1 protein-coding gene is annotated in these 793 nt (G+C 74.4%); it reads right to left on the bottom strand.

Annotated elements, in window-relative coordinates:
- A partial coding sequence (locus HUW36_RS33725; RefSeq protein WP_174531685.1) for an acyltransferase domain-containing protein occupies window positions 1-793 on the bottom strand: 793 nt, incomplete at both ends.

The raw sequence follows: 793 nt of genomic DNA, 5'->3' as shown, positions 1-793 counted from the left end.
GTCCGGGGTGACCAGCAGCCAGGCGCCGTCGGCCGCGGCCGGTCCGTCGGGGTCGATGCGGTGCCACACGACCCGGTACGACAGGCGGTCGGCGGCGGTGCGGCGGGTGCGGGACCGGCGCCAGGTGGTGAGCGCGGGCAGGGCGGGGGTGAGCGTGTCCAGGTCGTCGTCGCCGAGGTGGCCGGCGAGCGCGGTCAGGTCGCCGCTCTCCACGGCGGCCCAGAACTCGGCGTCGGAGGCGTCGGCGCGGGTGGGGGTGTCGGGCCAGAACCGTTCGTGCTGGAAGGCGTAGGTGGGCAGGTCGACCCGGGTCGCGTCGGTGCCGGCGAACCAGGGCGTCCAGTCCACGGCGACGCCGTGCACGTGCAGCTCACCCAGCCCGGCCAGCAGCGCTGCGGTCTCGTCCCGGTCCCGGCGCTGCACGGCCACCGCCCGCACGTCCTCGTCGGGCAGGATCTCGACGGTCAACGCGGTCAGCACGCTGCGCGGGCCGATCTCCAGGAACGTGTCCACCCCGGCGTTCCGCAGGGCGGTGACCCCGTCGGCGTACCGGACCGCCTCCCGGACGTGCCGCACCCAGTAGTCCGGGGTGCGCAGGTCGTCGCCATCGACCACCGCACCCGTCACGTTCGACACCACCGGCAGCAGCGGCGCCGCGAACGTCAACCCGTCCAACACCGCCCGGAACTCGGCGAGCATCGGCTCCATCAACGGACTGTGGAACGCGTGCGACACCGTGAGCCGGCGGGTCCGGACACCCCGGTCGCGCCAGATGCGTTCGATCTCGTCGAGC

The sequence above is a fragment of the Micromonospora maritima genome (assembly GCF_902825405.1).
Lineage (GTDB): Bacteria > Actinomycetota > Actinomycetes > Mycobacteriales > Micromonosporaceae > Micromonospora > Micromonospora maritima.
This window is presented reverse-complemented; position numbering and strand designations above follow the sequence as displayed.